Raw genomic sequence first — 25,162 nt, 5'->3', positions numbered from 1 at the left:
GAACTAGTTGATTTAATGCCAGTCCAAAAAATTCTGTTCATCTGATTTTAACGCAACTTAGTTGAAATTAAATCCCATACTCTGCTGTATTAAGACAACTACTAGCAAGTCGTCTTTCCCGGATTATACCCCTAAAATTAGGTGATTGCGGTGAATGTGCAGAAGTTGAAAATTTTTCCCTGACACTATTTCCAGCATAGACAGAATTTGTTCTGGACGCAAGATGGTTCCATCATGACGACAACTACCGACATAACGCAATTTTACGGTGGTGACTGATGTGGATTCTGCAAAACTTGGAGAACTTTCCACTAACTCCAGTTCAAACAAGCGATCGCGCAGATTTATGAGTTGGCTTTTCCCAGATTTGGTTGTTTTCTCCCACCACAGTTCTGTTTTGGCTTGGATTTGGTCTAACCAGTTTTGCCATTCTGTGTTTTCTACTGATATCTCTGCTGCTACTGTTATTGAATAGTCTGCGGCTGCCATCAGTTGGTTAGCGGCTGGACTCTTTAAATCTATGGCAGCAACGTGATATATGGGGATATCTGTCGGCAGTTCTTTGGCTAACTGTTGCTGGAAAAACTCAGGTTCTACTGCATCGGTTAGCTCAAAGTCTACAATTTCTCCTGTGCTGGTGGCTCCTAGTGTTAAGGCACTGGCGATCGCCATGCGGGGACTAGGATGAAACCCGCCAGTAAAGGCAATGGGCAAACCTGCGCGGCGAATTACTCGGTCAAACAGACGCATTAAATCTAAGTGACCCACTAAAGCCATGCTACCTTGTTTCCCAAACCACATACGTAACCGTTGGGTTTTATTGGTGTTGGGGACGAAGTTGCCGCTAAAGTCGGGGATTGCTGGTGGTGGAATGACAATATTATGTCCGAAGTCAGTGCCGCAGACACCGCAATGTGAACAGTCTGCAAAGGAGCAGTCAGGTACTACAGCCGCCTCTAAAGCCCGGTTTAAGTCTTCCTGGAGCCATTTTTTAGAAATTCCGGTGTCAATGTGGTCCCAAGGTAGGGGACTGGCTTCTGGGAGGGATGAAGAGGATTTTGTTTCCTCAATTTCTGTCTCCTCGACATTAAACAGATTCAACTGTCCCTGTTCTATATGACGGTATTTCCAAGTTAAGCCAGCTTCTGCGATCGCCTGTTCCCAAGCTCCAAAGGCCGCATCTAAGTTTTCATACCAGGAATCCATCCCAGCCCCTAGTTCCCAGGCACGTCTTACTACTTTTCCGAGAGTGCGATCGCCCCTACCTACAAAGTCTTCCATAGCAGAAATGCGAACATCAGTGAAATTCACCTTGACTCCTCTGATGCGGCGAAATTCTTGTCTGAGTAGATTTTGTTTACGTTTAAATTCCGCAGTAGAAACAGAATGCCACTGAAAAGGGGTATGGGGCTTTGGTGTAAAGTTAGAAATTGTCAAGTTGAAGTTTAAGGGTTTTCTGCCTCTAGCTCGGCATTCTCTTTGTAACCAAGCCACTGTTTCGGCAATGCCCACTACATCTGCATCGGTTTCACCGGGCAGACCAATCATGAAATATAACTTAATTTTATCCCAGCCTTGTTCCCAAGCTGTTTTTACACCTCTTAATAATTCCTCATTAGTTAAACCTTTATTGACAATATCCCGCATTCTTTGGGTTCCCGCTTCTGGGGCAAAAGTTAGCCCACCTTTGCGAGTTCCACCCAGAATATTGGCAATATTTTCATCAAATCTATCTACCCGTTGACTGGGAAGAGTAAGGGAAATATTTTGATTTTTTAGCTGATTTTTGATTTCCATGCCCACAGCAGGCAAGGCTAAATAATCTGAACAACTCAGAGACAAAAGAGAAAATTCGTTGTAACCTGTGGCTTGCATTCCTTGGGCGATCGCCTCTACCACGGCCTCTGGTTCCACATCCCTCGCTGGACGGGTTAACATTCCCGGTTGACAAAAGCGACAACCACGGGTGCAACCCCGACGAATTTCCAGACTTAGGCGATCGTGGACTGTCTCCACGTAAGGAACTAAGCCAATGGAATAAGCTGGGATTGGCGTGGCAACGCGGCGCACAATGCGTTCCGGTACATCTGGACGGAGTGGATAAACACCAGCCCTCATTTCGTAAAACTGAGGGACATAGACACCTGGAATCTGCGCCAAATCCAGGAGTAAGCTTTGCCGATCTAAGTTAGTTTGTTTACCTTCTTCCAGTACCAAACCAATTTCTGGTAACAGTTCTTCCCCATCTCCCAGGGCAAAAAAGTCAAAGAAATCGGCATAAGGTTCAGGGTTGGAGGTTGCCGTTTGTCCCCCAGCAAAAATTAACGGGTGATTACCAGCCGTTCTTTCTTGCCATGTAAGGGGGATTCCCGCTAAATCCAACATTTCTAAAATATTAGTTGCACCCAGTTCATAACTGAGACTAAAACCTAAAATGTCAAATTCCGAGAGCGATCGCTTAGATTCTACAGCAAACAAAGGTGTGTCGGTACTCCGCAGTTTAGCCGCCAAGTCAGCACCTGGTAAATAGGAGCGATCGCACAACTGTCGAGGCTGGGCATTCAAAATGTTATACAGAATGATATGCCCTAAGTTGGATGAACCGACTTCATATACTTCTGGGTAGGTTAACGCCCAGCGTATAGTTGCCGTACTCCAAGGTTTATGTACCGCTAAATGTTCGTTACCCAAGTAACGAGCTGGTTTTAAAATATCCGACGTGATTAATTTTTCAACTGCAACAGCCACTATGCTATCTTCTAGCTACCTTAATTACAGCTTACCAAATATAACTTAGCATTGATTTAGGCATTTCAGCACAGCTAATCATATTAACTTACAACTCTTTTACACAAATTTACTTTCTGACTGTTGCGAGACATTATGTGCTATGGGGTACGTTTAATTGTTTGACACCTCATCACCAGTTGGCAGGTTAACACTTCCATATCAGGGGATTTATTCAGTCTGCCAAGTTAATCATGCGTCAAAGATCAACTTTTTTCTGAACTTGATCCAAATTTTCCGGCATCTTTGCTGAATCTTTATTACTTTCATAGGTCTATTTAAAGATTGTTATAAACACAGGGCAAAATGTATTGATATATACTTTTTTCCCACCCCAGTTCCCAAACAATCTATATAGATAGTCGTAGAGCCAAGAAACTAAGCATAATTTGGCTGACAAGGCTTACTTTGTCTAAATTCAGCTAATTTATTCAAACCTGAGCTATAGATTTCAAGACTTGCTTTTCATTCTGATTAGGTTTATGCACCAAGGTTCATAACAAATTATTTTTTACCTCTTGTAGTGATCTATATCACGGTTTTATCAGACTTGAAATCACATTTTATACCAAGGGTGATCCTGGATAATTACTATCAAATATAATTTGGTGTATTAGTTATGAGAACTAAGTACGTTATTCGTCAATTAGTCGCAAAAGCACTTGATATTAAAAAATTAACCCCTGAAATCGAAAATGAAATCAACTCAGAACTAACTCAAATGGGTCATATCTCTGATGTTGATTATGAAGCCCTAGAGTTATTAATGGCAGAAATGGATGCTGGTCGAGTTCAGCTAGTACCTACTTGGGGATATTAGTCTTAGCTTTGCTATTGTGATTTTCAATCGATTTTAACCATAACCAGGAAATTAAGGCTGAAATACAGCACTAATAGCTAGCGTTTCTGTATGAGTTTTCATATTTATCTCACCATTCTGGCGTAAACTATGCTGTTGAGCATCCACAATTTGCATTAACAGTAAACCGCCATGCAGCCCGCTAAACGTTTAGAACAAATTCCTCCCTATTTGTTTGCTGAGATTAACCGCAAACGGGAAAAACTCGTGGCGGAGGGAGTTGATATTATTAATCTGGCACTGGGCGATCCTGATACACAGACTCCAGAACATATCCTTCAAGCTATGCACACAGCCATAGATGATGTTTCCACCCATAACTACCCTCCTTATCAGGGAACCAGAGAATTTCGGGAAGCAGCAGTTAATTGGATGGAAAATCGGTTTGGGGTGACAGGGTTAAATCCAGAGACAGAAGTTATCTCTTCCATCGGTTCTAAGGAAGCAATACACAACACATTTTTAGCTTTTGTTGAACCTGGAGACTATACCCTAATTCCAGATCCTGGTTATCCGGTGTATCAGACTGCGACAATTTTTGCTGGTGGTGAACCTTATACTATGCCGTTGAAGGCAGAAAACAATTTTTTACCTGATTTAAATACGATTCCTGAAGAAATTGCTCGTAAAGCCAAGTTATTGTGGATTAATTATCCTAATAATCCTACGGGAGCCTTAGCTAGCTTAGAATTTTTTGCAGAATTAGTTGATTTTTGTAAGCAGTATAATATTTTACTGTGTCATGACCATGCTTACTCGGAGATGGCTTATGATGGTTATAAACCGCCTAGTGTGCTGCAAGTTCCTGGTGGAAAAGATGTCGCCATTGAGTTTCACAGTTTGTCTAAGTCCTATAATATGACGGGCTGGCGTATTGGCTTTGTAGTTGGTAACGCCATTGGTATTCAAGGCTTGAGACAGGTAAAAACCAACGTCGATTCTGGAGTATTTAAGGCAATTCAAAAAGCGGCGATCGCAGCCTATTCCACTACTGAAGCAGAACTGCAAAACTTAATGTCAGTGTACCAAAAGCGGCGTGACATTATTGTACAAGGATTACAATCTTTAGGCTGGCCAATCGAACCGCCAAAAGCGACACTTTATGTTTGGGTTCCCGTACCACCAGGGTACTCCTCCGCAGAATTTGTTGATTTGTTACTTGACAAATGTGGCATCATGGTTCCTCCAGGTAATGGTTATGGTGCAAATGGGGAAGGTTTTTTCCGCATCGCCCTGACAATTCCCGATGAGCGGATGCATGAAGCTATTCAACGTCTCAAAGATGCCGGCATTCGTTATGCTTGATGGGAAAATGGGCGAAGGGACAAACGGGATATTGGGTATTGGGAAAAATTCACCCCCTGCTCCCTACTCCCCTGCTTCTTCTCCCTCCTGATGTGCGTGCCAAATTTCGTGGATAAATTGATTAAATTCCACCTTAGCAGCAGAATCAGGGTGATTATTTGGTTCTTTAACCAAAACTTGGCTCAAAAAGGTAATTACTTCTGTATCTAAGGCTGGTCGAAACAAATTGACTGGCCAAAGCAAATCAGATGCATCTCGCATATCAGTAACCAGTGGTGACTCCTGGGTCAAGCTAACTAGTAACAAAGGACGTACCCAGCATAACTGACGAGAAACAACTACTTGGATCACTTCTAAAAACAGATTCCTGTCACTATGTTCTAAGGACACAATCTGTCCTGGTTTAAAGTCTAGACTCATGTTCACGGAGTTGGGACAGTGGTAACCAACGATTTTTTCTGCTTCCTTTCATTTTAAAAGCGAAAATGCGCTATCCTTAAACGGAAATACTTTAAAATTAGATTATTTCTTAGGCTTGTCAGATATTGTGACTTGTACGCGAAACTTCTTTAACCGAAAAGCATTGTTAAGCCATCAGGTTTGCATAAGAATGTTATAACATTGAGTAAATAACTGTTAAGTAAATGCTCAACAGTTATCCGGTCGTAGTAAATCATCTAATAAAGAGCCAATAGCCGTGTCAGTCGAAACTATTGAGAAGCGTTCCACCTCCCGCAAGCTCGCGCCTCGGTATCGAGTTTTAATCCATAACGACGACTATAATTCTATGGAACACGTCGTGCAATCACTATTAACTACAGTATCGAGCCTTACACAGCCTCAAGCTGTGAGCATTATGATGGAAGCCCATACTAGTGGTCTGGCTTTAGTCATTACTTGTGAGCAAGAACACGCTGAGTTTTATTGCGAAACCTTAAAAGGTCATGGTTTAAGCAGCACAATTGAACCTGAAGAATAGCTAAAAATATTGTTTAGTGAAGGAAGACAGGACAAATAAATTGCCTCTAACTTGCGACTTTGATTTTGTCCTCTTCCTAAATATTTCATGAAAATTAACCTAACTCGTTTAGCCCAACGCCCTGTCCCCATCAGGCTGGGTTATTTTATTGCATCTTTATTACTGCTATGGTTACCCTTTGCTATCCCGATTTACTTATTAGTTAGTGATTCTAACTTAGTAAGTATATTGACAATGGTGGTGTTATATGTCGAATTTATTTTTCTCTTGCAGCTATGGGGGAAAAATCTCTATCAGCAACCCCAGATACTCAAGCACTATGGTTTGGAAATCACCCAGACAAACGCTGTCGATTTGCTGAGTGGTTTAGCAACTGGGATAATTAGCATTCTCGTAGTGTTTGGACTACAAGGTTTTTTTGGTTGGCTGGTGTGGCAACAACCCCAAGTTTTCTTGCTCAGAATCATTATAGAGGGTTTAATTGTCTCTTTGGCTGTTGGATTTGCTGAAGAATTGTTATTTCGAGGTTGGTTACTGAATGAGTTGGAACGGGACTATAATCCCAGTTTGGCACTTGGGATTAATGCGGTAGTTTTTGCTGTTCTGCACTTTATTAAGCCTTTGCAGGCAATTATTGAAACACTTCCACAATTTCCCGCTTTAGTATTGCTGGGGCTAACGCAGGTATGGGGAAAGCGCTGGCGTAGGGGACGTTTGGGTTTACCAATTGGTTTGCATGGTGGTTTAGTTTGGGGCTATTACATCATTAATGTTGGGGGATTAATTGAATATTCTGGTCAAGTTCCCGATTGGATAACTGGTGTAAATCAGAATCCTCTACAAGGAGTAATGGGGGTCGTGTTTATGGGTATCTTGGCTTTGTGGATGCGGTGGCGAGCAAATACCAAATCTGAAAGTGTATAAATTTTAAAGGTTATTCTCTCATTTGAACTACTGTACCGACCAAGCAAGCTTTATCTAAATTTACTCCGCTTAAATTTGCTCCTTCTAACTCTGCACAGAGTAGATTTGCGCCGGTGAAGTTCGCCCCTGCTAAATTTGCGCCACGTAAGTCGGCTTCTTCTAAATTAGCTTCACTTAACAAAGCCCCTTGCAAATCAGCGCGACTCATATCAGCACCTTTGAGATTCGCCCCTGTGAGGTTTGCACCACGCAAGTCAGCACCGCGTAAGTCAACACCTTGTAAGTTGACGTTCATCAAATTTGCACCACTTAGAAAAGCGCCAGCCAAAGATACATTGCTGAGTCTCGCGCCCATTAAGTTTGCACCGCGCAAATTACTACCCCGCAAGTCAGCACTGGTTAAGTCTGCTTGCATGAGGTTCGCTCCCATGAGGTTGGCCCGCAGGTCGGTTTTTTGCAGGTTTGCGCCCATTAAGTTTGCGCCCTGAAAATGCGCCCCTTCTAGTTGGGAACCGATGAAATTAGTCCCGACTAAGTTAGCCCCTGCCAAATTTATCCGGTTTAAATCCAGTTGGGAAAGTTCTTCATCTTCTAAGTTTGCGCCTGGGAGTTGTTTGAGTTTTCCTGATTTAATGGCTTCGATATTCATTTGGGGTAATTCGTAATTCGTAATTCGTAATTCGTAATTCGTAATTAGGAAACTCAACAGTTTTATCCTATTTACGCTGTGTTGTACTTGTTTTGCTGTGGCTATCCCATTGAGAGTCAAGTAGCCAGAGTCCGGTGCTGACTTTAGGTGATATCAGAGGTAAGTCTAAGCCTTGCTGTAAACCCATGACTAATAAAGCTAGGGCATCTACAAGTTTAGGGTCAAAGCGGGTTGATTGTTGTTGTCTGCATTCGTCTAAGGCTTGACCAAAGATTTCGGTGGGAGTTTTTTCGGATGATTTTATGTTGTTGACTCGCCATTGAAAATCAGCAACTAGAGCCAAAATTCTCGATTCTAAAGGAATTTCATCTCCAGCTAAATTGGCTGGTTCTCCTGTACCGTTCCACCATTCGCTTTGGTGGGTGATAATTTGAGCAATTGCCCTCAGTCTGGGCATGGTTCGTAATACCTGCGCGCCTGGGACTAGGGGACAAGTTAGGGGACAATGGGGGGCTTGTTCTTGATAGGAGGTCGATGTACCCGGAGTTAGGAGGCTTTCGGCATTTTGTAATGGGTCTATCCGATGTAAAAAACCTGCTAGTCGCAATCGTTTAATTTGCCATGCGGGTAGTTCTAAAAGCTGCCCCATTGTTTCGGAAAGTGCTACTACTTCGGAGGCGGCCATGGGATTTTTGACATCTGCCATGTCCATTAATTGCGCCATCCGCAAAAATGCCTGGATTTCGTTAGAAACCAAGTTGCGGTCTAATGCTTGCTGACGCAGGGCTGTGGGGATGGATAAATTGTCCTGTCCTGTTTGGAGATAATCGACGACGCGAGAAACGACTGCACTTAGATGTTCTGGTGTGGTGAAAGTTGACTGTATGGGATTTTGATGGGCTTTGAGTTTTTGTGCTAGTTCTGGGTTATATTTTTTTATGTGAGCGATCGCCAACTGTGCTGTTTCTTGGACTAACTCCGGTTCAAATGTCCATAAGCCATAGAATTTCCGCTCGACATCTGAATCTGGTCTGCCATCTACACCATAATCAGCCTCTGATAATTCTTGACAAAGTACCATTGCTGTGTATTCTGGTGATAAAATAATTAAGTGCCACTCCTGCGCCACTGGGTCGGCTGAATTTAATGCTACTAAATCTACATTAGACAGTTGGCTGGTGGGATGTTCCGCAAAGCCAGCATCCGGTGCTGCCATAATCACAATTTCGCGGCTACACTGAGCGATACTGGCGTATCTTTCGGCTTCTTGCAGATACCATTTACCCTGTTGAAAGGCTGTGATTACTAAGGGTTTACCATCTTCAGTTAAAATATGGTCTTCTAAAGCATGACACAGAGCAACTAAAGTATTTTTGTAATAAACACCAAATCTAATTGGTCTAGTAGTATTGCGGTGTGCTATTTGCAGCTGTTGTAATATTGAACCTTCTAACATGGGTTTTTAATTCGTAATTCGTAATTCGTAATTCGTAATTCGTAAATTTTTAACGATTTCGAGACTAGAGGCGAAGAAGGATACAGGAGATGAAAGAGAAAGACTTTGTGACTAGCCCAAAAATTTCTCCCCTGCGCCCCAGGTGCTATAATTTTCCAGCTAATTGTTTTTCTTTCTTTTCCATAGGTGCAGAAAGTGCGGCTTCTAAATCGGCACAACCCAATTTTTCTTCTAAGATGTTCATAACTTCTCGTCCGAAGTCGTTGGGGTTTTGTCGCCAAGCTTGTAAGCAGACTTCTCCAAAGAAGGAACCCAGGGGTTCAGGATTCCAAAGAAGCTTTTTAGCTGTCCACGGCATTAAGCTCATGGGGTTATACCCTGGTTTTAGGATACCTTCTTTAAAGGCATATTCTTCTAAATGGGTATGAGGTTGTAGTCCAATAAAGAAGATTGCAGGTTCAACTTTATCCGCACCGAATATTTTTTCAAGTTCGCGGTGATAGGCGATGGTTTGACGGATGGTTTCGGGACGTTCGTCAATGACGTTAAAGGAGTAGTTGACGGAAACTAAGTCGTTAAAGCCGGCTGCTTTTAAGTCACGACAGTTTTGTAGAACTGTTCTGAGATTGTAACCCATCCGCATTTTCCGCACCAGTTCCTGAGAACCGCTAGTAATGCCGATTTCAAAGTAATTCATCCCAGTTTTAGCCATCAAATCACACAATTCTGGTGTGAGGTTGTCCGCTCTGATGTATGCTGCCCAGTGAATATCTGTCATCCCAGAATCGACGATTTTTTGCAGGAGTTCTATAGCATCATCCATAAATCTCCGTGCGGGGATGAATTGAGCATCGGTAAACCAGAAATTGCGAATGCCGCGATCGTATAATTGTCGCATCTCGGCAACTACTTCTTCTGCTGGGTTAATGCGTACTTGTTTACCCTCGACAACGGTGTAGACGCAATAACAACAGTTGTGAGGACAACCACGCTTAGTTTGTACGCCGATATAAAAGTCCTGTTCTTGCAGGTAAAAGTTAAATTCTGGCCAGATACTTTCTATATAGTCATAGTTACAGGCGGTTTTTTCTAGGGGGGTGGGTTGTTCATGAATTAATCTTTCTCGTGGTTGAGTTTCTCCGACGATGTAGCAACGTTCATCTTGAATTTCTCTACCACCTAAAAGTTTTTCTAGAAGTGTTTCGCCTTCACCTATAGAAATAATTGTTCCTTGAGGTAAGGTTTTACCCAATTCTTTGTAGAATACGCTGACTGCTCCACCACCAACTACTGCACAAGCTTGATTATGATATTTTTGGGCGCGTTTTAAGCCACGTTTGATTAATCCTTGATTGCGCCACAATTCTACATAGTAAGCAATAAAAATTCGTAACCCACCTAATGCGCCACGTAATTTAATTAGGGGATTTTTGGCGTAATAAAATTCAAAGGCATTTTGTAGTGGGTTCCCACCACGTCCACCTACTGGGGCGTAGATTTGGATATCACGCCAGGAAAATACTAGGAGTGTGGGTTTAAATTCATCAATACAGGTATCTAGGGCGGAGGCGTAATCTAAAGGTGGTACTGTTCCTAAATCAAAGATCCGTTGTTCGATATTGGGGAATAGTTTGTGAACATGGTCGGAAAGATAGACTACCCCAATGGGAAAGATAGGGTTACAGGGAAGGCGAACGTAGAGGATGCGATTTTCCATCATGGTTTGTTTAACTTCCATCTTGCCAATTTATAGGGGATTTGTGGGCTTAATATTAATTTACCAATATTTAATTTTAGTTTGCTGAGGGGATTTTTTTGTCTCTCCGCAATTTTACTTACTGTAATGTAAATAAAAAAATAATTTTAAATTATAATACTTTAACCATTTTTTTTAGGTTAAGTTAAGCGACAGCGCAACCCAACTTACGAATTCAGCATTTTTTCAATTTGGCTAAGGTATTGAAATTGGCGAGTAATTTGTTTGTAGTAAGTATGTCAACATTAAAAAACGTAAAATGCAGAGACTGGGATTGCTCGATTCCACGTCGTTCCACTCGCAATGAAATTGTATATTTAATTAAGTTGACCTACTTATCTGCAAAAAATACAGAGGATATGGACTGGAATTTTATGTTTTTGTAGTGCTACTAATACCAATTAGTTATGAGGCTGCATATTATTTCTACCTCTCCAGTTCCCTCCCTGCAAGCGGAGAGAACTCATCAGGAGCGTTTTCCTCCGGTTGAGGGTGGTGTTCTTTGTCTGCATCTTTACATTAAATTTATATAATCAATATCTAAGTAGAATTATTTCTGTATATAAAGATAGCCCATTTTGCCGATCTAAAACTTATATGATTACAGTTAATATAACAGCAAATATTATAAATTATAATCATTCGTTAACGTATTTCTTATGATTCGGAAATTACCAACCTTATACACATTAATAAACATTTTTTAGCATGAGGAATTTGCTAATATTAATTTACTGTTTGTCAAACAAGTAGTAATATCATATGATTACAAAGATTTGACCGATAAATTAAGAGCAAAAACGTCTTAATAATTTATTTTTTTATTTTGTATGAATTTAGTCGATAAAACAAACAAAAAATTTGCATTGACAACACCTCTATATTATGTAAACGATGTTCCTCACGTTGGCAGTGCTTACACAACGATGGCCGCAGACGTAGTGGCGCGTTTTCATCGGCTGTTAGGGGATGAAGTATTGCTGATTACAGGTACAGATGAACATGGGCAAAAAATTCAGCGTTCAGCCGAGAGTTTAGGGAAAGCACCACAAGAATTTTGTGATGAAATTGTACCTAGCTTTATCAGCCTATGGCAGTTATTAAATATTCAATACGATCGCTTTAGCCGGACTACCGCTCCTCGTCATGCAATCATTGTCGCAGAATTTTTCCAGAGATTATGGGAATCTGGTGACATTTACTTAGGACAGCAAAAAGGTTGGTATTGCGTCTCTTGTGAAGAATTTAAAGAAGAACGGGAATTGTTAGAAGGACATCGCTGCCCCATTCATACTAACAAAGAAGTGGAATGGCGTGACGAACAAAACTACTTCTTCCGCCTATCGAAGTATCAAATTCAACTAGAAGAGTTATACAAATCTCAACCAGATTTCATTCAGCCAGAAAGCCGACGTAATGAAGTTTTAAGCTTCATCAGTCAAGGGTTACAGGATTTTTCGATTTCGCGGGTAAATTTAGACTGGGGTTTTCCAGTCCCAGTTGATCCTCAGCATACGCTTTATGTATGGTTTGATGCGTTACTAGCTTATGTGACAGCATTACTAGAACCAGATGCTGAGGCGACTTTAGCCAATGCAATAAAAACTTGGTGGCCGATTAACTTGCATCTGATTGGGAAAGATATCCTCCGCTTCCATGCAATTTCCTGGCCAGCCATGCTATTCTCAGCCGGTTTACCCTTGCCGGAACGATTATTTGTGCATGGTTTTCTGACTAAAGATGGTCAAAAAATGGGTAAGTCTCAGGGTAACACCCTCGATCCCATAAGACTAGTTGAAAGTTATGGTAGTGATGCCGTTCGTTATTACTTCCTTAAGGAAATCGAATTTGGTAGAGATGGAGATTTTAATGAAGTTAGATTCATTAATGTTTTAAATGCAGATTTAGCTAACGACTTAGGTAATTTGCTAAATCGCACCTTAAACATGGTGAAGAAATACTGCGCTGATGATGGACTAACAATTACAAAGGAAGGGATTAATAATGAAAATCCTTTAAAAGTGATTGGTTTAGGTCTAGGAGACAAGGTAAAACAAGCATATCAAACGCTAGCCTTTAACCAAGCCTGCGAAGCTACCCTGATGCTGGTCAGAACTAGCAATAAGTTTATTGATGAACAAGCCCCTTGGTCACTATATAAACAAGGAAAGCAGCAGGAGGTGGAAACAGTCCTGTACGCAGTTCTAGAATCTGTTAGACTAGCGGCTTATCTTTTGTCCCCAGTCATTCCGAATATCAGTAACGCGATTTATCAGCAGCTGGGCTTTGGAATTGACTTTAATGACCAAATTAACACTGCAATGCTTGCTCCTTTTGCTACCCATGCACAGTGGGGAATACTAAGCAGTGAACAATCCTTGGGTAAACCCCAACCCGTCTTTAAGCGCATAGAAATTCCCAAAAACGATTAGTTTTTTTAATTTTTGATTCTTTTTCGATTCTGTTCAATTTCTTAATTTTCTCAAAAAACTGATCGGGGCTGAACTTATTAGCTCTGAAACCTTATCATAAGCTGTTCTAGCATAAAATCTCGAAAAATTCGTATCAAATATAACAAGCATAATAATGAGGTATGACAACAATGTTGAATAATTTGGAAAGTGACTCCATATTTACGCCGGAACAAGTCTTGGAGAATCGAGGTCGTGTAGCTATATTCATTGATGGCTCTAATCTCTTTTATGCGGCCTTGCAACTGGGAATCGAAATTGACTACACGAAGCTACTCTGTCGATTAACTGGCGGTTCTAGACTATTGCGGGCTTTCTTTTACACTGGTGTAGACCGGACAAATGAAAAGCAGCAAGGGTTTCTGTTATGGATGCGTCGCAATGGTTATCGAGTCATTGCTAAGGATTTAGTACAGTTACCTGACGGCTCTAAAAAAGCCAACCTAGATGTAGAAATTGCCGTAGATATGATGGCTTTGGTAGACTCCTATGATACCGCAGTTTTAGTCAGTGGTGATGGGGATTTGGCTTATGCGGTCAATTCAGTCAGCTATCGTGGTGTGCGGGTAGAGGTTGTGAGTTTGCGCTCCATGACCAGTGATAGCTTAATCAATGTCAGCGATCGCTATATTGATTTAGAAGCCATCAAAGAAGATATCCAAAAAAACCCCCGTCAAAGCTACCCATATCGACCTCTATCCAGCATGGGTTTTCTAGACGATATCAGTGAAGCTGATCAACAGTTAGAAATCCAAGATTAATTAATGAATTATCCCAAATACAGGCAGAAACAGAGACTAACTTGTGCTAAAAAAGGGCAATTTAAGCAAATTTTATCCCAGACATTTTCATTACCATCTCTGAGTTTTTTACAATTGAAAGCAAATTGCTTTTATCTGCCTGTAGTTTGTTTATTGCTAATGGGATTAGTTGCTTGTGGGGGTACATCCCCCACGGATTCTCCATCAAATGAAACTGATTCATCTCCCAAAGAAAGCAATTTAACTTTTTTTGATGTCACATTAGAACAAGCAGACGAAGTAGGAAGACCTGTTTGGAAAGTGCGATCTAAAAAGGCAATATATACTCAAGAAAAACAACTTGGTCAGGCAGAACAACCCGTTGGTGAACTCTACCAAGATGGTAAACCAATTTATCAAATACAAGCAGAAACAGCAGATATTGAACAGGATGGACAAAAGTTATTTCTGAAGGGAAAAATTCTGGCAAAAGATCCTATTAATGGGATTGTATTGCAAGGTAATGAATTAGAATGGTTACCTCAAGAAGATTTATTAATAGTTCGTAACCAAATAAGTGGTACTCATAAACAACTCAAAGCAGTAGCCCAAGAAGCACGGGTTAAAACCAGGGAACAGCGCATAGAATTTACTGGGGGTGTAATAGCACAATCCGTCGATCCTCAAATGCAAATGCGAACTGAGCATTTAATTTGGCAGATTGAGGCAGAAAAATTAATTAGCGATCGCCCAATAGAAATTGACCGTTATAATAACAATCAAATTACTGACCGTGGCAAAGGTGATGCGGCTGAAGTTAATTTAAAAACTAAAATTGCTACTATCCAAAAAAATGCCCAGCTAGAATTGGTAGACCCACCAACCCAAATAGCTAGTGAGTCAATGACCTGGGACATGAACGCAGAAACGGTGAAGACAAATTCCCCGGTCAAAATAGTTCAACGTGCCGAAAACGTGACTGTAACCGCCAATCAAGGCGAAATGAAAATACAACAAAAAATTGTAAATTTAAGCGGAAATGTCATCGCTATAGGGCAACGTAGTCAGACCCTGAAATCTAATCAATTAAATTGGTATTTAGATAAAAAATTATTAGAAGCTCAAGGAAATGTTGTTTACCGTCAGATTGACCCACCAATAAATTTTACAGGTGAAACAGCCGTTGGTAATTTGGAAACAGAAGATATTGTGGTTAAAAGCGGGAATTCTGGCGGTAGAGTAGTAACAGAAATCATTCCTCAAGATCCAGGGATTCGTTAGGGATTGGGGAGTCTGGTCACTTATTCTTAGTGGCGGTGAATAAAATTTCGTTACGACTAGCTGCACCCAATTCCGGTGAAAAATATTTAGGAGAGTGGGGAGTAATTGTAGGAGGAATATTGGGAGCTACTTCTAACTGTTTTACCAGCGCTTGTAACAGCTGATCTTGACTAGCGCGGAAACCGGGAATTTGTGAGCCATGGTTAATAATAGCAAACCACACCAAACCGCGATCGCGTGTAGGAATTACCCCAGCCAAAGCACTCACCTCGCGCAAAGTACCAGTTTTCATCACAGTCGCATAAGGCATTTTTCTCGCTTGCATTGTTCCTCTACGGTCAAATCCAAAAGTAGGAAACAAGTCAGCGACGTTAATTTGATGGGCGGTTGCTTCCCTTTGAATTGCCATTAACATCGCACAGGCTGCCCTGGGGGAAATGCGATTTTCTACCCCTAGTCCTGAACCATTAATTAACTGAATTTCTGCCTCCGGGACTCCAGCCAGTTTAGCGGCTTGGGATTGCATGACAGATGCGCCTCCCACCGATTTTGCCAACATCTCAGCCATGAAATTATTACTGAAAACGTTCATTTCCTTAATCAGTTGCTGCAAAGTTAAAGAACGGCGACGCAGCAGTAGGCTTTGTTGGGGATTTGCTTGAGATACTAATTTCACACTACCCGCAATCACAACTTCGGGCTTGGCTGTCCCCTTCCGCATAATTGAGTACGTGTAATTTGCTGGACGAGTCCAAATCTTGTGATTGAATGCTTCCTTGAGCATTTGACCAGCTAACATGGGATTCGGTTCAAAATTCATAGCGAAATTGTCTGTAACCAACAAATTTCCCTTGACTTCCTTGATACCCATTTTATTGAGAGTATTACCCAGTGCGATCGCTTCTTCCCAAACAAACAACGGATCACCACCACCTGTAATCACCAAATCACCCTGTAACACCCCCTTAACTATGGGGCCTGTAGTGCTGACTAAAGTTTCAAATTGGTGGTCTGGTCCCCAAGTTTTCAAAGCCACCAATGAAGTCGCAATCTTAGTTAAAGAAGCAGCAGGGAGAGGCGTTGTACCTTGATGATTAGCCATTAACATTGGCCCCGACTGCAACCAAATGCCTTGACTCTCAGTTAAATTTTCCGTTACCAACTTCGAGGAAATCAGTTTTTGCAAATATTGTTTAACAGTGGTGTTACCGGCTGGATTCGGATCTGGTGCGAGAACTAAGCCAGGGCTAGTTTGCGAAACTAATGTTTGTAGGGCTTGTGTTGGCTTAATTTCGACTCCAGCCATTTCTAGCCAGAGAGAAATTAAACCTGAACCTAATAATTCCAGCATATTGATTCCCCTATATGTTTACGAGTATCGGCTCAAACCCCCTTATTGATGCGGGAGATATCAGCTAAAATAGTCTGTGCCTCCCGTGGAACAAAGAATCCCGGAATTTTTGGGAGAGTGCCAATTAGCTAATATACAGGCTTTTTCCAGATCATCAGCATTCAAAAATCATAAATAGTCTTTTTCAGACCAGCAGAAAACCAAAAAAATATAGGGTGGTTTTCCCACCCCAAGTAGTTATTTTCTTTCAGGATGTGCCTTTTCTTCCAGGGAAAGCTTACCCATCTGATTAATAGCCGCAATCATTTGATATAAACGACCCAAATCACGTTGGTTAAAGTGCAAAACGAGGCGGGGTAGTTGCGTAGTTTCATCTTGGTTTTCTTGTGGCAGGGCTTGACTTTTGATAATTTTGCCTTTTAAGAGAATGTCGCTAAAGTTAGCATTTAAATTCTCTACCGCAGCATCCGATAAATCTGACGATAAACGAATCACTAATTGATCACCGACGTAGCGGCTGGAGTGATAAACCTGATAAAAACCAGTAATCGCATTACAAGCTACTTCTAGGTTGTCAGTAACTGTATAAAGGCTGGGATCTTCAGGACTCACAAGACCTTTTTTGATCAGTTGCTGATCAATATATTCGCTCCAAGAACGCCAGTAATCGCCACCTGGATGATCAATTAAAACTACCGGAACAGGGCCAAATTTACCCGTCTGGCTTAAGGTCATACACTCAAAAGCTTCATCCTGAGTCCCAAACCCTCCAGGAAACAAGGCCACGGCATCACTTTCTTTGAGGAGGAACAGTTTCCGGGTGAAGAAATATTTAAAATGAATCAGCTTAGGATCACCCTCGATAAATGGGTTCGCTTGCTGTTCAAATGGTAATTGAATATTTAAGCCAAAGGAATGATCTCTGCCAGCGCCTTCATTTCCCGCCTGCATGATGCCGCCACCGCCGCCTGTCATCACCATGAATCCTAATTGAGAAACAGTGCGAGCTAACTTCAAAGCCATCTGATATTCTGGTGTTGCTGGCGATATCCGAGCAGAACCAAATATAGTGACTTTGCGGACGTGTCGGTAGTCATAAAATAGCTGGAAACCTAGTTCCATATCTGCTAAAGCAGATGACAAGATTTTCCAGTCAAGACGTTCAATCTCACCCTCAGCCAGACGTACTATAGTACCTAGTGCTTGCTGAATCAGTTGCTGATTTTTTAATGTTGGTAAACGATCAAATAGTTCAGCAATATCCGCTTGGAGAGTTTCTAATGTTTCAAATGACGCAGATGAAGTCATGAAAACTGTCGCTACAATGGCATTACATTTTACCTAATCTGGCAATGTAATTGATAATTTTGACTGATTAGGGCATAGCCCAAGCTACTCCCACAAATATCAGGGAGATATTACCTCATGAAATTGTTATACAAACTCGATATTTTTCCACAAACTTTTAACACAAAAAAGGTTTTTTGAGACGCGAGTTTTCGCGCCTCGCAAAATTCTTAACAAAGATTTACCTAAATTGAAAGTCAATGGGACACACAAGAGGATTGTGCTAGCAATTGAGTTTCAAAGATATTTTTCTAAGGTTTGGGCTAATGTAGTTTTAGGCACTGCACCAACAACCATATCGACCTTTTGCCCATCTTTAAAAATCATTAAAGTGGGGATACTGCGGATACCGTACTGACTAGCAACTTGAGGATTATCGTCAGTATTGAGTTTGACAACTTTGATTTGACCTTCATACTGATTGGCGATTTCCTCAACTACAGGACCCACCATGCGGCAAGGACCGCACCAAGGAGCCCAGAAGTCCACTAAAACTGGTACATCGCTATCGAGTACTTCTTGCTTAAAACTATCATCTGTAACTTGTGCAGCTGTTGACATTCCTAAAAACCTTTGCCAATTATATTTCTGAGTTTGGTGAAAATTCTACCATAGCAAAAACAGCAACTTAGAAGTTAAGAATGTACATTTGCAACGAAACTAAAGAAATGATGCACAAATAATAAGGAACCGCCCGAACAGTAGTCCGGGCGGAGTGTGGTGTGAGGAGTGAACGGAAACATGTGTCTCCGCTATCTCTATTGTAGGCGACATATCGAATTTTTCCAGAGATTGTTTGTGAGTCTGGAAAAAATTTTCAAATGGATGGGAGTTTATACCTGGGGCATAGGGCATAGTAAAAAATATATTTTATTTATTATTTAGTGATTCCTTACTGCCTATTCCCCATTTTTTATTTACCCATGCCTAATTGTTGGGCTTTTTGGTATACTTTGCCTTCGGTTAGCAGGGAAGGAGCAATTACTACTTCCACTTGCTGCATTTCTTTGATGTTTTTGGCTCCTAATGTACCCATGCTAGTTTTTAAGGCTCCCACAAGGTTATGAGTGCCATCATCTAGTCCGGCGGGACCGATGAGTATTTGCTCTAGGCTACCTGTGGTTCCCACGTTGATGCGTGTGCCACGGGGTAGTAATGGGCTAGGAGTTGCCATACCCCAATGATAGCCTCGACCGGGAGCTTCGGCGGCTCTGGCAAAGGGAGAACCAATCATGACGCTATCTGCACCACAGGCGATGCATTTACAAATGTCGCCACCTGTAATTAAACCGCCATCGGCAATGATGGGAATATAGTTACCAGTTTCTTGATAATAATCATCTCTGGCGGCGGCACAATCGGCGATCGCCGTTGCTTGTGGTACGCCTACACCTAAAACACCACGGGAGGTACAAGCTGCACCAGGGCCAATTCCTACTAATACCGCCGCCGCGCCAGCTTTCAATAAGTTCAAGGTGACTTCATAGGTGACACAGTTCCCTAATGCCACGGGGATGGGCATAGAGCGGCAAAACTCAGCTAAATCTAGGGGAACTATGGAATCTGGGGATAAATGTGCCGTAGAGACTACTGTGGCCTGCACAAAGAATAAATCTGCTCCGGCTTTTGCTACCACTTCACCATATTTGCTGGCGGCGGCTGGGGTAGCACTAACTGCGGCTATACCACCTTGTTGTTTAATTTCCTGAATACGTTTTTCAATTAATTCTGGTTTTATGGGTTCGGCATAAAGTTCTTGCATCAGGGAAACAAATTCGGTTTTCCCTACTGAGGCAATGCGATCTAAAATTGGCTCTGGGTCAGCATAGCGAGTTTGGATACCTTCGAGGTTGATGACTCCTAATGCGCCTAATTTTGACAAATTTACAGCCATTTTGACATCGACTACACCATCCATCGCACTGGCAATGATGGGGATTTCTCGCTCAATATTGCCTATAGTCCACTTAGTATCTGCCAGACTCGGATCGAGTGTTCTGTTACCAGGGACTAGAGCAATTTCATCAATTCCATAAGCTCTACGAGCTGTTTTTCCCCGCCCAAGTTGAATTTCCACGCTTTAACTTTTCTCAAATCTGTTTAAGCTAGGGTATCAAATTGTGAGGGGATTTGCAGCGTTTTTTTTCGTCACTAACGACTAATTTTTCAACAATAAGAGTCTGAGAGAAATTGTTAACCAATTTCGGTGTTGCTTTCGCTGTTATTTGGTGTTGGTTTCTTCGTTAGGGTGGAATTTCTATCTGCGTCAGTTATGACTTGATTATCGCTACGGACTAATTGACTAAATTGACCGATTAATTCTCCTAATTTTCCATCCTCAAGTAAGGTGTTAATTAAGGAAAGTCCACTAGTAGAAAGCATTAATTTGTTAATATCTTGAGCGCCATTACTACCATTAGCACCGGGGAATGAGTAAATACGGGTATCTCCTAAAACCCCTGCTTGTGGGGCGAGGGCTGTGAGAATTTCCGGGAGTTTTTCGGCTAAATCTGGCCAAATTGTGGTTAGCATTTTGGCGGTGAGGTTGGCGTTACTAATTTTGTTTTCGGCAGCAATTTTGACTGTTAAGGCTTCTGCTTCTGCTAAAACTTGGTCACGGTTGGCTGCTGCGAGGATACGAATGGACTCGGCTTCTAATTCTGCGGCTTCTTGGGCGATTTCTGCTTGACGACGACGGCGGAAGACATCAATTTCCACAACGTTGCGATCGCTAATACTGCGTTCTTGGGCTTCTCTTTCTGCGGAAATTGTAGATAAACGCTTGGTACGTTCGGCTTTTTCAATTTCCCCGGCTGTATTAACTGCTTCTTCGGCTTTGGCTTCTTCGGCTTGGGCGAGAAAGGTTTCACGTTTTTTGGCGGAAATACTAATTTCTAAATCTTCTTGAGCAATTTTGGCGAGTTTTTCTGACTCGACTATTTCCATTTCGGCTTTCAGTCTCCCGGCTTCTACTTTCTGTTTGCGAGAAATTTCGGCAATTTCGGCTTCCTGCTTTTGCAAGGCTTGGGAGACTTTTAAATGTTTATTACGTTCTTCTAGAGCAATGTCGGCTTCAATTTGGCTTTCTTGCAAGGCTAATTTTTTGCGAATTTCTTCTTCTTCTACAGATTTTTCTTGTAAGATGCGGCTGCGTTGAATGGCTGCGGCTTCGGTATCTCTGGCTTCTTGAATTTCCCGTTCTCGCCGGGCTTTCATGGCTTCTACTTCTAATTTTTGGGATAATTTGGCGCTTTCTTGTTCCTGGGCAATTTGTAGCGATCGCTTTTGAGCATCTAGTTCTTTTTGTTCAATTGCTACTTGAGTGCTTAATTCAACTTCCCGTTTTTGTTGAATTGAACGTTGAATAATTTCTGTTCTTAACCGCACACCTTGGGCATCAAAGAAGCTATCAGGATCATAGGTAACACTTTCTAAAATTTCCGAAATAGCAATATTATTCAAGGTTAATCCGACTTTTTTTAAGTCTGGCTCTACTAAGTTCAATACTTCTTGAGCAAAACCCAATTTATCAGAATCAATTTCGGCAATTTCTTTGGTTTTGGCTGCGGCTCTAATAGCGTCATCTGCCCGTTTTTCTAAGGCATTTTTAATATCATTTGCACTAATGATGCTGCCATTTTGAGATAATCTGGCTGCGGCTCTCAAAACATCTTCTTCTGAGGAATTGATGCAGACATAAAAGGTAACTCTAATATCTGCTCTCAAATAATCTTTAGTCCGGACAGCCATTTTTCCTGTCCGTTCTACGTCAATGGAAATTTCTCGCAGAGGTACACGGGTGAGTTGATGAAATCCTGGTAAAACAATGCAACCACCATACAGAATTACTGATTTCTTTTTGATAAATAAACCGCCAGTCCTCACGAAGGCTTCGTTATTGGGTGTGACGACATAAATTCTTGTATAAGCATACAAGCTGACTAAAAGTAAGAAAACTAAAGTAACAATGATTCCCGGTAGTACTAATCCGTTGTTGATTTGAGCAATGTTAGGCTGAACAGGAATTTGGGCTACAGTAGGTGATACGCGTCTGGCTTGGTACTGTTTCGGTTCTAATTGACCTATGGGAATTTCTGATAGAGGAATTGTTGGTAATGATTGGATGAAAGTTAACCAAAATGACATGATTTTGCTCCCTGATTATTGATGTTTAAGTTCTCTGGCTGGAGTTAGCCAACCAAGTTTGTTCATCTGGACTATCTTTGGCAATTACCAGATAATTTTGCTGTTGATTTTCAATGACAATCACTTGATCACCTCTTTGGGGTGCAATAGTTGCCCATTCTGGTAAAGCGGCACTTATGGTCAAAAAATTATGTTTTGTATCTATTACATCTACTTGACCAATTTTTCCTTCTTTTTCACTAGGAATATAGAAGGATGTCACATTACCTTCACAACCAATTAGGCGATCGCCACTCGCATCTTCACTAAATTCAGCAAAAATCTTGCCCATGATTTCGGCGATGAATCTTCCCAAGATTAAGCTAAAAATTAACGAAACTAAGAAAATAGCACCAGCCCAAAAAATAGTCACATCTTCACTAAAGTTAATTACTAAACTAGTTAATACCAGACCAAAAAAACCCCAAAAACTCAAATCTATGGCTAGTAATAAAATGAGTGGCGCTTTCCCAATCCCTACCCATCCCAAAAATTGACCAAAGCTCAATTCCCCATCAGCATCCAATTCGATATCACCATCAGCATCCCCGTCTCCCCCACCAGAAATGATCACAAACAAAAATAGAAATACTCCTATACCCAGGAATATCCAATAAGCTAAGTTAGCGGGGTTAAACAGCATAAGGTTCTCTCAATGCTATGTATACAGAATTTTTTTGATAATGTTTTCTCGTTTGATTAGAATGTCTAATGCAGGAATTCGTTTAGACAGCTACAACTCGGTCAGAGTCGATTTCGGAAATATCGCAAATTTATTGCCGAGTAATTATGCTTATTGAAGCTGTATTGATTTGTAGCTGAAGTTTTGCGGAAAATTAAACTGGTTCTTCCGGTATTTTTATTAAGTCTTATTTAAAAAATCAGCCATGAAATTTTTATACAACTCTTCTGACTCAGATTCATTTCAGAGGAAGAAAAAATCTTCCCCTATACCTCTGGTATTTCTAGTTTTAGCGGACTTGGCAGAACTTGCGATCTTTATCATCTTGAGGGTTTTGCCAAGAGTAGGCAAAATGGCTGACACCTGCTAATTGGGGGGAAAGTTGGCGCAGTGCTTGCATTTGCGCTTCTAGTGATGGCCGATTACCGACTGATTTTCCCCAACTTCCGGCTAAAGCTGGAATAACTTTTGTGCCTGGTTTTGCAGCATTTAAAACTCGTTTTACTTCTTGTACAATGCAACTGGTGTTACCACAAGTCGAATAGGACATAGGATGCCATTCTAAAGAATTAGGGAACCTATCCCAAGGTTGCAAGCGGGAATCATAACCTTGTCCGATAGATTCATTACCGTTAGGAAAAAACACGGCTCCGGCGGGTATTCCTTGTTGCTGGGGGGTATAAGCGGCTAAGGCGACAAAATCTAATACACCTTGCATGGCGTGAGCAACTGCTAGTTGCCACAATTGTAATTGCAGTAGTGGTTGTCTTTGGGTGGCAGAGAGGATAGACTTTTGCTCTGGCTGAAGAATCCGGCCTTGCCACATAGGTTCATTTTCGTTGGGATGAAGCTGATCAACTGCGTCAATATCTCCGGCTGTGATGTATCCCTGACCCAAGAAACGCTGAATTAATTCTCTTCCTTTTTTGTTTTCGGCGCGGTTAAATAAAGCTTGTTGAGTGGCTGGACTAAATAGCCATAAATCAGAAACTTTGGTCGCAATGGAATCACTTCCGGCTTGTCGGGGATAGCGCACGTAGTCAAATAGGACTCCATCGGGGCGACGGCGGACTATTTCCTGTACCATTTGATAGTAGTCGCGTTTGGCTTGTAAATTATAGGGGTCAATGAATAGTTGAGAGCCATTATCGGTGACAGCTAGGCTATTTTGACCTTTGCCATTGCGCGCGATCGCATCTGCCCGATCTGGGCGTTGCGCGTAAGTATAGCCGAAATTCTTGGTGAACATCCAGGCGTAAACTTTTAAACCACGTTGTCGCCCTTTTTCAATAGCTGTAGCTAGTAAATCAATGTTTTCGGCTCCTGGAGTCCGGATTGCAGAAGGCCAGACGGTGGGATTAGCGGCGGCTGGTAATAATACTTGTCCGTCATAGAATACTTCCACATAAACTTGATTGTAGCCATCATTGACAATCCGATCCATTACCCTGTCAATTGCTCCTGGCTGAATATCACAGGGATATAAACGTAACCAGATTGCTTGGTTTTGCGGCCAAGTGCGTGTGCGACAATTTTGTAAATCTTCGGCGTGTTGTTTCAGCAGTTGTTGGTAGCGATTCTGATCATCCTGATTGCCTTTGATTGTTGACAAACGTAAGTCTTCTTTAGCTTTAACTGCTGCTGGGGATAATTGACAATATTCTGTGATTTGTGCCTGTGCGGGTGGGCTAGTAAATAGTGAAATCAACAAAGTACTAGTAGAAAGGCTAGCCAGCAGACAGCGCCAAAATAAAATTTTTCTGGCAACATTCAAAGGGAAGTTAAACATAACTGAAAATAGAACCACAAATTAGTGAGCAAGCCTAATCCGAATAAATTTGAGCGACAGGTATCAACTATAACAGTTGATTATCGAAAGTTGTTTAGGTTATGACTCCTAAAATTCCATTTGTGTGGCTAGGTTTTATCCCAAATTTTTGCATAACAGACACTAGAATATTCAGTTAGCTCATGTTCTAGGTACACAAATCACTCTGCACCCTGATAGAGAAACTGTATTCTCTAAATTTATATTTATAGCAACCGCCAAGGTGGTTAGGACACAAACGGATCATAAAACCATTGTCATTAAAGAGTTTCAAGACTTCCCCCTGCTCCCGGACACTGAGCGGCTTGTACTGAGCGAAGTCGAAGTAAGCCGAAGTGCTGCTCCCCTGCTCCCTGCTATATCTGTGGTGGATGATTCTTTGAGTGTACTAAGGGAATTACCAAGCCTTAAAAGTCAAGAGTCAAGAATCAAGAGGTGAACTACCCACACTGACTTGGAGTACCAAGTACAGTGTTGGCTTCTGTAATCACGGGGGAATGCCGCAACTTGGACTTTCGCCCTAGTTTTGGTCTTACTTCCCCTCCTACAGCAGAGACGGCTG

At 41.6% G+C, this 25,162-nt stretch carries 18 protein-coding genes and 1 pseudogene; 7 read left to right on the top strand and 12 right to left on the bottom strand.

The features are described 5' to 3' along the window. Positions 1-123: 123 nt before the first annotated feature. Positions 124-2,748 (bottom strand): TIGR03960 family B12-binding radical SAM protein, encoded by a 2,625-nt coding sequence (locus VB620_RS13170; protein ID WP_323196608.1) that lies wholly within the window; start codon positions 2,746-2,748, stop codon positions 124-126. Positions 2,749-3,406: 658 nt separating this feature from the next. On the opposite strand from VB620_RS13170, the gene VB620_RS13165 reads away from it, so the two are divergent. Next, positions 3,407-3,607, top strand: a complete 201-nt coding sequence (locus VB620_RS13165; protein WP_323196607.1) for a hypothetical protein — start codon at positions 3,407-3,409, stop codon at positions 3,605-3,607. Between the two features lie 171 nt (positions 3,608-3,778). Further along, positions 3,779-4,951: a pyridoxal phosphate-dependent aminotransferase gene (locus VB620_RS13160; RefSeq protein WP_323196606.1), complete on the top strand. Its 1,173-nt coding sequence runs from the start codon at positions 3,779-3,781 to the stop codon at positions 4,949-4,951. 63 nt (positions 4,952-5,014) lie between these two features. Here VB620_RS13160 and VB620_RS13155 read toward each other — a convergent pair whose 3' ends face one another. Beyond that, the gene (locus VB620_RS13155) at positions 5,015-5,371 is read right to left on the bottom strand and encodes a hypothetical protein (RefSeq protein ID WP_323196605.1); all 357 of its coding nucleotides are present in this window, start codon (positions 5,369-5,371) and stop codon (positions 5,015-5,017) included. Positions 5,372-5,648: 277 nt separating this feature from the next. On the opposite strand from VB620_RS13155, the gene clpS reads away from it, so the two are divergent. Continuing rightward, positions 5,649-5,930: an ATP-dependent Clp protease adapter ClpS gene (clpS, locus tag VB620_RS13150; RefSeq protein ID WP_323196604.1), complete on the top strand. Its 282-nt coding sequence runs from the start codon at positions 5,649-5,651 to the stop codon at positions 5,928-5,930. 87 nt (positions 5,931-6,017) lie between these two features. After that, entirely contained in the window at positions 6,018-6,854 is an 837-nt protein-coding gene (locus tag VB620_RS13145; RefSeq protein ID WP_323196603.1) for a CPBP family intramembrane glutamic endopeptidase, read from the top strand. 10 nt (positions 6,855-6,864) lie between these two features. Here the strand turns inward: VB620_RS13145 and VB620_RS13140 are convergent, their stop codons facing one another. The 3 genes from VB620_RS13140 to VB620_RS13130 all read right to left on the bottom strand — a co-directional run bounded on the left by VB620_RS13140 (position 6,865) and on the right by VB620_RS13130 (position 10,697). After that, entirely contained in the window at positions 6,865-7,503 is a 639-nt protein-coding gene (locus VB620_RS13140; RefSeq protein WP_323196648.1) for a pentapeptide repeat-containing protein, read from the bottom strand. A gap of 67 nt (positions 7,504-7,570) precedes the next feature. Beyond that, a complete protein-coding gene (locus VB620_RS13135; RefSeq protein WP_323196602.1) occupies positions 7,571-8,959 on the bottom strand; it encodes a DICT sensory domain-containing protein in 1,389 nt (462 codons plus the stop codon). Between the two features lie 145 nt (positions 8,960-9,104). Further along, positions 9,105-10,697, bottom strand: a complete 1,593-nt coding sequence (locus VB620_RS13130) for a photosystem II high light acclimation radical SAM protein (RefSeq protein ID WP_323196601.1) — start codon at positions 10,695-10,697, stop codon at positions 9,105-9,107. An 848-nt stretch (positions 10,698-11,545) separates the two neighbouring features. Between VB620_RS13130 and metG the strand changes: the two genes are divergently transcribed. From metG to lptC, 3 genes are all read left to right on the top strand, one after another. Further along, positions 11,546-13,147, top strand: a complete 1,602-nt coding sequence (gene metG, locus VB620_RS13125; protein WP_323196600.1) for a methionine--tRNA ligase — start codon at positions 11,546-11,548, stop codon at positions 13,145-13,147. A gap of 170 nt (positions 13,148-13,317) precedes the next feature. Continuing rightward, the gene (locus tag VB620_RS13120; protein ID WP_323196599.1) at positions 13,318-13,947 is read left to right on the top strand and encodes a LabA-like NYN domain-containing protein; all 630 of its coding nucleotides are present in this window, start codon (positions 13,318-13,320) and stop codon (positions 13,945-13,947) included. A 3-nt stretch (positions 13,948-13,950) separates the two neighbouring features. Next, positions 13,951-15,207: an LPS export ABC transporter periplasmic protein LptC gene (gene lptC / locus VB620_RS13115; protein WP_323196598.1), complete on the top strand. Its 1,257-nt coding sequence runs from the start codon at positions 13,951-13,953 to the stop codon at positions 15,205-15,207. Between the two features lie 16 nt (positions 15,208-15,223). Here the strand turns inward: lptC and VB620_RS13110 are convergent, their stop codons facing one another. The 7 genes and pseudogenes from VB620_RS13110 to VB620_RS13080 all read right to left on the bottom strand — a co-directional run bounded on the left by VB620_RS13110 (position 15,224) and on the right by VB620_RS13080 (position 24,561). After that, entirely contained in the window at positions 15,224-16,558 is a 1,335-nt protein-coding gene (locus tag VB620_RS13110; RefSeq protein WP_323196597.1) for a D-alanyl-D-alanine carboxypeptidase, read from the bottom strand. 237 nt (positions 16,559-16,795) lie between these two features. Continuing rightward, positions 16,796-17,866: an LOG family protein gene (locus VB620_RS13105; RefSeq protein ID WP_323196596.1), complete on the bottom strand. Its 1,071-nt coding sequence runs from the start codon at positions 17,864-17,866 to the stop codon at positions 16,796-16,798. Between the two features lie 276 nt (positions 17,867-18,142). After that, positions 18,143-18,487, bottom strand: a pseudogene (trxA, locus tag VB620_RS13100) (thioredoxin); the annotation flags it as partial. Between the two features lie 331 nt (positions 18,488-18,818). Next, complete coding sequence (locus tag VB620_RS13095) at positions 18,819-19,982, bottom strand: GuaB3 family IMP dehydrogenase-related protein (RefSeq protein WP_323196595.1); 1,164 nt, start codon at positions 19,980-19,982, stop codon at positions 18,819-18,821. 116 nt (positions 19,983-20,098) lie between these two features. Beyond that, a complete protein-coding gene (locus VB620_RS13090) occupies positions 20,099-22,051 on the bottom strand; it encodes a flotillin family protein (RefSeq protein ID WP_323196594.1) in 1,953 nt (650 codons plus the stop codon). A gap of 25 nt (positions 22,052-22,076) precedes the next feature. After that, positions 22,077-22,733 carry a DUF1449 domain-containing protein gene (locus VB620_RS13085; protein WP_323196593.1) on the bottom strand — a complete coding sequence of 219 codons (657 nt, stop codon included), beginning with the start codon at positions 22,731-22,733 and terminating at the stop codon, positions 22,077-22,079. 328 nt (positions 22,734-23,061) lie between these two features. After that, entirely contained in the window at positions 23,062-24,561 is a 1,500-nt protein-coding gene (locus tag VB620_RS13080) for a family 10 glycosylhydrolase (RefSeq protein WP_323196592.1), read from the bottom strand. Positions 24,562-25,162 lie beyond the last annotated feature (601 nt).

The sequence above is a fragment of the Nodularia harveyana UHCC-0300 genome, assembly GCF_034931085.1.
Classification (GTDB): domain Bacteria; phylum Cyanobacteriota; class Cyanobacteriia; order Cyanobacteriales; family Nostocaceae; genus Nodularia; species Nodularia harveyana.
Note: the sequence above shows the minus strand (reverse complement) of the source record. Positions and strands in the feature narration are given on the sequence as shown.